Here is a 10,304-nt window from a genome sequence, read left to right on the forward strand (position 1 = left end):
ATAATGAAGAATTTCTTGTATTGTGTAAATATTTTTTATAACATTTGACATGTTGACAGATTATGAAATGAAAGTGAGTGATCCATGTGGATCTAACGCAAATTCAAAACCCTAGTTTTTTGAAAGATATGTCTATCAGTGAACTAGAGGAATTGAGTGAGGATATTCGTAAGTTTTTAATTGAAGAGCTCTCTCAAACAGGTGGACATATTGCTCCTAACTTAGGTGTAGTAGAACTCACAATTGCTCTGCATAAACTATTTGATAGTCCAAAAGATAAATTTTTATGGGATGTAGGACATCAATCCTATGTACATAAAATTTTAACAGGCCGTGCAAAAGAGTTTGGTACATTAAGACAGTATAAAGGGTTGTGTGGTTTCCCAAAACGCTGTGAGAGTGAACATGACGTATGGGAAACAGGTCACAGTTCAACATCATTATCTGCCGCGATGGGAATGGCTTTGGCACGTGATTTAAAGAAAACGAAAGAATATGTTATACCAATCATAGGGGATGGTGCTTTAACGGGCGGAATGGCTTTAGAAGCATTAAACCATATCGGGCATGAAAAAACAGATATGATTGTTATTCTTAATGATAATGAAATGTCGATTGCACCGAATGTTGGAGCGCTTCATAATGTACTGGGTCGCTTACGCACTGCTGGGAAATACAAGTGGGCGAAAGATGAACTAGAGTATTTGCTTAAGAAGATTCCAGCAGTTGGCGGGAAAGTTGCAGCGACAGCTGAAAAGATAAAAGATAGCTTAAAATATTTACTAGTATCAGGTGTCTTTTTCGAAGAATTAGGTTTTACGTATTTAGGTCCAGTTGACGGACATGATTATGAAAAACTATTTGAAACGTTGCAATATGCAAAGAAAACAAAAGGGCCAGTCCTAGTTCATATCATTACGAAAAAAGGAAAAGGTTATAAACCAGCTGAGAGTGACGTCATTGGAACTTGGCATGGAACAGGTCCGTATAAAATTGAATCAGGAGATTTTGTGAAACCGAAAGAAGTTGCACCAGCATGGAGTTCTGTTGTAAGTGAAACGGTTCGTAAGCTGGCGAGAACGGACGAGCGTATCGTTGCGATTACCCCAGCGATGCCGGTTGGTTCTAAGCTTGAAAAGTTTCAACAAGAGTTTCCAGATCGGATGATTGATGTAGGGATTGCTGAGCAACATGCAACAACGATGGCAGCGGGAATGGCAACGCAAGGAATGAAGCCGTTCTTAGCGATTTATTCAACATTTTTACAACGGGCATATGACCAAGTTGTTCATGATATATGTCGTCAAAATTTAAATGTTTTCATTGGAATAGATCGTTCAGGTTTAGTTGGAGCAGATGGTGAAACGCATCAAGGTGTATTTGACATTGCGTTTTTACGTCACTTGCCAAATATAGTGCTTATGATGCCAAAAGATGAAAATGAAGGTCAACATTTAGTATATACAGCACTGCAATATGAAGATGGACCAATTGCACTGCGTTATCCACGTGGAAATGGACTTGGAGTTCACATGGATGAAGAATTGCAAGCTATCCCTATTGGCACATGGGAGACATTAAAAGAAGGTACACAAGCGGCAATTTTAACGTTTGGTACAACAATTCCAATGGCAATGGAAGCAGCGGAGCGCCTTGAGAAAGCTGGTGTTTCAGTGAAAGTAGTGAATGCTCGCTTTATTAAGCCAATGGATGAAACGTATTTACATGAACTCTTAGGTAAAAATATGCCGATTTTAACAATTGAAGAAGCTTGCTTAATCGGTGGATTTGGAACAGGGGTAGTTGAATTTGCTACTGAACACGGATATCATAGTGCTTTAATTGAGCGAATGGGTATTCCTGATCAGTTTATTGAGCATGGTAGCGTTACAAAGCTGTTAGAAGAAATCGGTTTGACAACAGATGCTGTTGTAGATCGGATTCATACAATGATTCCATCAAAACAAAAAAGGGCGTAACAAATGAGTGTAAAAAAAGAAAGAGTAGATGTACTATTAGTAGAACGAGGGCTTATAGAAACGCGTGAGAAGGCAAAGCGCGCTGTTATGGCGGGGCTTGTATATGCAAATGAAATGAGACTCGATAAGCCAGGGGAAAAAATTCCACAAGATACACCAATTACGGTAAAAGGACAAGTCATGCCATATGTGAGCCGTGGTGGCTATAAATTAGAGAAGGCATTAGAGACTTTTCACCTTGATTTACAAGATAAAATTATGTTAGATATAGGTTCATCAACTGGTGGTTTTACAGATTGCGCACTGCAAAATGGAGCGAAGTTATCTTATGCTTTAGATGTAGGATACAATCAATTGGCATGGAAGCTTCGCCAAGATGAGCGCGTTGTTGTTATGGAACGTACGAATTTCCGTTACGTAACACCGGCAGATTTAGAACGCGGATTACCGCAATTCGCGAGCATTGATGTTTCGTTTATATCATTAAAACTCATTCTTCCAGTTTTAAAAACGATTCTTACTCCAAATGGTGATGTTGCAGCATTAATTAAGCCGCAATTTGAAGCTGGGCGAGAGCAAGTTGGGAAGAAGGGAATTGTTCGTGATCCGAAAGTACATGAGGCTGTTGTAGAGATGATTGTCGACTTTGCTATAAAAGAAGGATATGATGTGGAAGGTTTAACATTCTCTCCAATTACAGGTGGAGATGGAAATATTGAATTTTTAATTCATCTAAAATGGCATGGTGAACGTGAAAGTGGCGAAAATCATTCTCTAATTTCTGTAGAACAGGTTGTTGCGGAAGCACACGGAGTCTTAAAGCAAAAAGGGAAAGGGGAATAACATTTGTTGTTCCTCTTTTTGTTGGAATTGTATAATGATTGTAAAAACAATTGTGTACAAGTAAACGATTATACGTTAACATAAATAAGTGAAGTATACCAATGTTTAAACTATGGTAAGAGATAGTGTGAGGTGCAAATGTATGAATAAAGGTCAGCGCCATATTAAAATCAGAGAAATTATCGCGAATAAAGAAATTGAAACACAAGATGAATTAGTTGATATTTTACGTAATGAAGGGTTTAATGTAACGCAAGCAACTGTATCACGTGACATTAAGGAATTGCACTTAGTGAAAGTGCCATTACATGATGGCCGCTATAAATATAGCTTGCCAGCAGATCAACGATTTAATCCGTTGCAAAAATTAAAACGTAATCTAGTCGATTCGTTTGTGAAATTAGACACAGCAGGACATATGCTTGTGCTAAAAACATTGCCTGGTAACGCGCATGCGCTTGGAGCACTTATTGATCATTTAGAGTGGGATGAGATTATTGGAACCATTTGCGGTGATGATACTTGCTTAATTATTTGCCGTACGCCTGAAGATACAGGTGTTGTATCAGATCGTTTCTTAAATATGTTGTAACAAAAAGAATCTTGTTTACCTTTTTGCCAAAAGCGGAAAGTAAACAAGATATTTTTTATTATGGGAAAAATAGTATTTACTTAGAATAAGGTTAGGAAATAGATGGATTGACCCGTAAAACAAATGTTTGGTACAATGGAGCGGGCTAGAAGATTAAATTATACATACTATATATATAGTATAACTATTTGAGTAATACTCAATGAAAGCCCTTAATAGGGGATTAGTTTATAACGAGGTGAATGGAGCATTGTTATCGGAATTATCGATTAGAAACTTTGCTATTATTGAATCATTAAATATTTCTTTTCAAAAAGGTTTAACTGTTTTAAGTGGTGAAACAGGGGCCGGAAAGTCAATTATTATTGATGCAATTAGCTTACTAGTTGGTGGCCGCGGTTCAGCAGAATTTGTTCGATATGGGACAGAGAAGGCTGAAATCGAGGGGTTATTTTATGTAGAGGATGACAAACATCCATGTATTGCGAAAGCTGAAGAATTGGAGATTGAAATTGAAGATGGCATGATGATTTTAAAACGTGACATTGCTGCAAATGGAAAAAGTGTATGCCGTGTAAATGGTAAGCTTGTCACATTAAGTATATTAAAAGAAATTGGAAAAACACTGGTTGATATTCATGGACAGCATGAAACGCAGGATTTAATGAATGAGGAACGTCATTTATTTATGCTCGATCATTTTGATGGAGATCGAATTGTGAATCAGTTAGAAATATATCAAAGTGTATACGCTAAGTATGAGCAGTTAAAAAAACAACTTAAATCTTTAACAGAGAATGAACAGCAGATGGCGCATCGATTAGATTTAATTCAATTCCAGCACGAAGAAATTCGTAAAGCGGATTTGAAAGTAGATGAAGAAAATGAATTAACCGAAGAACGATTAAAAATCTCCAATTTCGAAAAGATTTATAAAGCTCTAGGTGATGCATATCGTTCCCTAAGTGCAGATGGTCAAGGGCTGGATCATGTACGAAACGCAATGGGACAAATGGAGAGTATTACGCATCTAGATGAGGCATATCAAGAAAATCACGATTCGATTGCGAATAGTTATTATTTGTTAGAAGAAGTAGCCTATCAGCTTCGAGAAAAGTTAGATATGATGGAATATGATCCAAATCGTTTAGATGAAATTGAAACACGTTTAAATGAAATTCGTATGCTAAAGAGAAAGTATGGAAATACTGTAGAAGAGATTTTAGCGTATGCTGATAAAATAGAGCAAGAAATATTTACGATTGAAAATAAAGATGTGCATATTGAAACGACGAAAAAGGAATTAAAAGAATTAGAAAGCGTAATTTTGAAAGAAGCAACGTTGTTAAGCGATATGCGCCATGGACTTGCAGATCACTTAACAAGTGCAATCCATCAGGAATTAAAAGAGCTGTACATGGAAAAAACGAAATTTGAAGTGAGAATTACGAAAAGAGAAGGTAACACAGAAGATCCTCTTGTAGAAGGAACGCCGGTGAAACTTACAGTAGATGGATATGATCAGGTGGAATTTTATATTTCAACAAATCCAGGGGAACCGTTAAAACAACTTTCAAAAGTGGCTTCTGGCGGAGAATTGTCTCGTATTATTCTAGCTTTAAAGAGCATTTTTTCTAAGCATCAAGGTGTTGCATCTGTCATTTTTGATGAGGTGGATACAGGCGTGAGTGGCCGGGTTGCACAAGCAATCGCAGAAAAGATTTATCGTGTATCAGTAAACTCACAAGTACTTTGTATTACGCACTTACCTCAAGTAGCTTCGATGGCGGATTCACATTTATTTATCCGTAAACAAGTTGCGAATGATCGGACGATTACATCAGTTACTGTATTAAGCACAGATGATAAGGTAACAGAAATTGCTCGCATGATTTCTGGCGTGGAAATTACCGATTTGACGACAGAGCATGCAAAAGAGTTACTTACACAAGCGCATCATTTTAAACAGGCAGCAGAGGCTATCCAATAATGGATAGCTTTTTTGTTCAAATGATGATATTTCTTAATTCTTCCGGTTATAAACAAAGCGTTGCAAGGAGAAATTAAAAGATGAAGCCCAAGAGGCTGAATGTGGGGTAGGAGCGAGGAGAGTGAACGAATTGAAATTAGAACGATTCCGAAAAATAATAGGGATTTGTCTCCTTGTTTCGTTAATTTTTATCGGATGTTTTAAACCGCTGCGTACGTTTATTTCATCCCCAAAACAACTCGTTATTTTTGAAGGGCAACAATCAGAAATAGCATCATTACCAGTTTTTCAGGCTTCATCTACAAATCATAATGTTTTTACAGTAAGTTCAGATAAAGAAGCGCAAGGGCTTATGGTAAATTCGCATCAAAATGGTGAAGCGGATATGGTTTTTCAACTCGCTGGTTTTCCGGTAAAAAAAGTAAATGTAAAAGTATTAAAAGATTTTAAAGTGATCCCAGGTGGACAATCCATCGGAGTGAAGTTAAATACGAAAGGTGTACTTGTTGTAGGGCATCATTTAATTCAAACCGAAAGAGGGAAAATATCTCCAGGAGAAGTAGCTGGTGTACAAGTTGGAGATATGATTACTGAAATTAATGGAAAAACAATTGAAAGAATGAGTGATGTAGCACCGTTTATTCATGATAGTGGAGAAACAGGTGAACCACTTAATCTTGTTTTATTAAGAGATGGTAAGTATATTCGAGCAAAGCTAACACCTCAAAAAGATAGTGGCGAGTCGTCTTATCGAATTGGTTTATATATTCGTGATTCGGCAGCTGGTATTGGAACGATGACTTTTGTTCATCCAGATTCTATGAAATATGGAGCCCTTGGCCATGTTATTTCTGATAATGATACAAAAAAACCAATTCAAGTGGAAGACGGACAAATTATGCGTTCAACGGTTACTTCTATTGAACGCGGTAGTCATGGAAATCCAGGAGAAAAATTAGCAAGATTTTCACCAGATCGTGAAGTAATTGGTAATATTACAACGAATAGTCCATTCGGTATTTTTGGTAAATTAAATACGAATATGAAAAATGGAATCATGGATAAAGAAATGCCGATTGCGTTATCTCATCAAGTAAAAGAAGGGCCGGCAAAAATATTAACAGTAATCGATCAAGATAAAGTAGAAGCATTTGATATTGAAATTGTAAGTACAGTACCACAAAAGTTCCCAGCTACAAAAGGAATGGTTATAAAAGTTACAGACAAGCGCTTGTTAGCGAAAACAGGCGGTATTGTGCAAGGGATGAGTGGCAGTCCGATTGTTCAAGATGGAAAAGTAATTGGTGCAGTCACACATGTGTTTGTGAATGATCCAACTTCAGGATATGGTGTTCATATTGAATGGATGTTACACGAGGCAGGAATTAACATTTATGAGCAAGAGAAAAAAGCAAGCTGATGCATGTCAGCTTGCTTTTTTTATTGAGAAATTCGTTGGAATTTTGTAAAAGTTCCGCAAGAGCTGTTTTTTGTTGTAAAATAAAAGAAAAGAGTGAACGTTTCGTTGTAATTCTATGATGGAATGTAGTATGAAAGAAAATAAATGAACGATAAACATATTTTTTTGTGATTTTATCGGAAATTAAGAAACTTTAAAAGGGAAATTTCACACAATTGTCGAACAATTCATGTAGCCTAGAAGCTTACACATGTCGGGAGAATCGATTCGGTAAGGGAGGAAAAGCTGTGGAGAAAATTAAAGTATGTCTTGTGGATGATAATAAAGAGTTGGTATCAATGTTAGAAAGTTATGTTGCTGCTCAGGATGATATGGAGGTAATTGGTACTGCTTATAATGGCCAAGAGTGTTTAAACTTATTAAAAGAAAAACAACCTGATGTACTCGTTTTAGATATTATTATGCCACATTTAGATGGGCTAGCAGTATTAGAGAAAATGCGACATATCGAACGATTAAAACAACCAAATGTCATTATGTTAACAGCATTTGGACAAGAAGATGTGACAAAAAAAGCAGTTGATTTAGGTGCTTCTTATTTCATATTAAAACCATTTGATATGGAGAATTTAACGAGTCACATTCGTCAAGTAAGCGGTAAAACGAATGCTACAATTAAACGTCCACTACCATCTTTCCGATCAGCAACAACAGTAGATGGAAAACCGAAGAATCTAGATGCAAGTATTACAAGCATTATTCACGAAATTGGTGTACCTGCTCATATTAAAGGATACATGTATTTACGAGAGGCGATTTCTATGGTATACAATGATATCGAACTACTTGGGTCTATTACGAAAGTATTATACCCAGATATCGCAAAAAAATATAATACAACAGCAAGCCGTGTAGAACGTGCAATTCGCCATGCGATTGAAGTAGCGTGGAGCCGTGGGAATATTGATTCTATCTCGTCCTTATTTGGCTATACAGTATCCATGTCAAAAGCAAAACCTACGAATTCAGAATTCATTGCAATGGTTGCGGATAAGTTAAGGCTTGAACATAAGGCTTCGTAAATGTTGATATAGCAGGGCTTTGACATGATATTAACGTTAGAGATCGTTGAGCGATAAATATCTTTTCTGACCAATAAACAACTTGGTCATTTGGTGATGAACACCGTCTTTCGGTAGTTATTAAAACTATTGAGAGGCGGTGTTTTTTTTGTTGTCTGATTTTGAGTTTCAAATCGAAAATTTTATGTTGTATTGTTCATCAAGGAATTTATCAATTAAGACATTAAAAAGCTATGAGCAGACTTTAAAGTTATTTTCAGCGTATATGAGGAATGAGTTTGCTGTTAGGGAAGTCGATAAAGTTAAATCAGCCCATATACGGCATTACATCAAGTATTTACGAGAACGAGGCAAATACACAGTTGCAGTAAATGATAAGTCTTTAAAGGTGAATTTCCCTCATAAGAGAGACGATTACAGTAAGCCCTTAAGTTCTACCACGATAGCGAACTACATTCGGAATATAAAAGTATTCTTTAACTATTTGTACGATGTAGAGAGGGAAATACGTAAGAACCCTGTGGAGTCTATAGAGAATATTAAGCCTAACCGTAAAAAGAAGCCTTTACTGTCAAAAGAGGAATTACTGGGAGTATTAGGAACGTTTGATAATACGACTTTTCACGGGTATAGAGACCTTTTAATTACTCGGCTGATCTTAGATACAGGCATGAGGATAGGAGAGTGTCTATCTTTAACCCCTGAAGTGGTGGACTTTAAAACAAAATCTATTCTTATCGAAAACTCGAAGAATAATCAGCAACGTTACGTATATTTCTCTTTCAAGATGTCTAGAGAGTTGAAAAACTGGTTGTTATATAGAGATCGCTATTCAAATAGTATCTATCTGTTTCCGACTATAAGAGGAACTAGATTAGAAATACGTAACTTTGAGAGGTCACTTAGAATGGCAGGTAAGAAGGTTGGAGTAGATATCCATCCACATCAATTACGAAATAACTTTGCAAAGTACTATCTTTTAAATGGAGGAGATTTTGTAACTTTATCTCGTATTCTTGGTCATTCTAGTGTGGAAGTAACACAAAAGGCTTACTTAGACTTTACGGATGGTGAAATAGGGAAGAAATATCAGAAACATTCACCGTTAAACCATCTAGATATTTAAATGAAAAAAGCGTCCTAGACGTAAAGGTAAACGAACTTTAGCGAGGCATTTACCAAAACGACTAAAACGCTAACATCTATGAGAGGATGAATTCCTCTGCTACTAACTAAATAACGGACAAACCGTACATTCAGTTTCTTACATTTTATCGAAAAAAATTCGAGGATGCAAGGTCTCTTCAGTGATGACTTTTTTAGGTGCTGAGTTACGGGATTTCCGAACGAGGAATGACCTAACACTCGTTAAACTTGAACAGGTTAGCTAAGCCGATGTCAGAAAGTTAAGCGTATACCCTTCAAAGCGTTTCCTTGTTTGCGCTGGGTGTAGTCTAGGTGTGAACGACCATTAAAGGTTCGGTGGCTGCTTGGTGTCTTAAGGGACAGGTGGCAACGGATAGATATGAGCTCACAGGACAAGCTTTGTGAGTAGAAAGTCTGTTGAGGGAGGAATCCCTGTGTTTAAACAAGGTGATACAATACGGATACTTCAGCGACTCATCCTAGCTCAGTATTAAAGCATCTACTTTATGTCGCTTTAACTTTTGTTTTTGCGATGTAAGGTAGATATTATCTGTCCAAGCCGTTGCTTAATCGATCTAAGCCATGCTCAGTAGTTGACAACCTTAGAGTCAACACCTTTTAAAGAAAATACCTCTATTGAAGGCTAAAGGGAGATTGGAGGGGCTACCACTAACTAGGGAACGAGGAGGAATGATCCACAATTGAAATATAGAAGTTATTCTATAAAAAGTGAAGTAGCTGTATCAAAATTTGAGTTATCTGGAACAAATACAGATGTGGAATAAAATAGCATGCTGTAACGTGGAAATATGTAATTACAACTTTAGATCAAATGAAAAATGAAGAATTAAAATATGAAGGAACTGCAAATTAATGTGGAGGATTGATTCATGAAAACGAAAATTTAATATTGTTGATGAGCGAGAGTAACGATGAGAATTTTCATCTTTTATTTATAAGGGATAAATTATGTAACATTTTAGGTTATGTTCTATAGGGGGGCGTAGGGAAATATCTTTCTCTAGCATTTACTAATTTTATACAAAGTATAGTGGTGATACGTTTGAGGATATGGTTAAATTCATTGACATTTTTCTTTGGAAATCATTTCATCGACATGAGTTTTAGGAAGGTGTTTTTATAGTCTTTATATCTTGTAAAACGACTTGTTATGTCGAAAAGTAAAATTTAAAAAAAGAAAGATTTTATACATATATCTTGTGTCTTGTTTTGAAACGTAATACAATATATA

The 10,304-nt window shown here is 36.4% G+C and carries 7 protein-coding genes; all 7 read left to right on the forward strand.

Going from position 1 to position 10,304, the window contains the following annotated elements; translation table 11 throughout:
* The first annotated feature begins 86 nt into the window (after nucleotides 1-86).
* Nucleotides 87-1,979: a 1-deoxy-D-xylulose-5-phosphate synthase gene (gene dxs / locus V7183_RS04110; RefSeq protein WP_335358760.1), complete on the forward strand. Its 1,893-nt coding sequence runs from the start codon at nucleotides 87-89 to the stop codon at nucleotides 1,977-1,979.
* 3 nt (nucleotides 1,980-1,982) lie between these two features.
* Nucleotides 1,983-2,822, forward strand: coding sequence for a TlyA family RNA methyltransferase (locus V7183_RS04115; RefSeq protein WP_097896823.1), 840 nt, complete (start codon nucleotides 1,983-1,985; stop codon nucleotides 2,820-2,822).
* Nucleotides 2,823-2,964: 142 nt separating this feature from the next.
* Entirely contained in the window at nucleotides 2,965-3,414 is a 450-nt protein-coding gene (gene argR / locus V7183_RS04120) for an arginine repressor ArgR (RefSeq protein WP_001032579.1), read from the forward strand.
* Between the two features lie 250 nt (nucleotides 3,415-3,664).
* A complete protein-coding gene (gene recN / locus V7183_RS04125; protein WP_335358761.1) occupies nucleotides 3,665-5,404 on the forward strand; it encodes a DNA repair protein RecN in 1,740 nt (579 codons plus the stop codon).
* A gap of 121 nt (nucleotides 5,405-5,525) precedes the next feature.
* Complete coding sequence (gene spoIVB / locus V7183_RS04130) at nucleotides 5,526-6,824, forward strand: SpoIVB peptidase (RefSeq protein WP_335358762.1); 1,299 nt, start codon at nucleotides 5,526-5,528, stop codon at nucleotides 6,822-6,824.
* Nucleotides 6,825-7,111: 287 nt separating this feature from the next.
* Entirely contained in the window at nucleotides 7,112-7,906 is a 795-nt protein-coding gene (spo0A, locus tag V7183_RS04135; protein WP_097896821.1) for a sporulation transcription factor Spo0A, read from the forward strand.
* Between the two features lie 151 nt (nucleotides 7,907-8,057).
* Complete coding sequence (locus V7183_RS04140; protein ID WP_335358763.1) at nucleotides 8,058-9,032, forward strand: tyrosine-type recombinase/integrase; 975 nt, start codon at nucleotides 8,058-8,060, stop codon at nucleotides 9,030-9,032.
* Nucleotides 9,033-10,304: the final 1,272 nt, after the last annotated feature.

The sequence above is a fragment of the Bacillus sp. JJ1127 genome (assembly GCF_036965845.1).
Lineage (GTDB): Bacteria > Bacillota > Bacilli > Bacillales > Bacillaceae_G > Bacillus_A.

Coding starts and splice junctions, on each gene's coding strand:
- V7183_RS04115 (WP_097896823.1), top strand. CDS start 1,983: ATGAGTGTAAAAAAAGAAAGAGTAGATGTACTATTAGTAGAACGAGGG.
- argR (WP_001032579.1), top strand. CDS start 2,965: ATGAATAAAGGTCAGCGCCATATTAAAATCAGAGAAATTATCGCGAAT.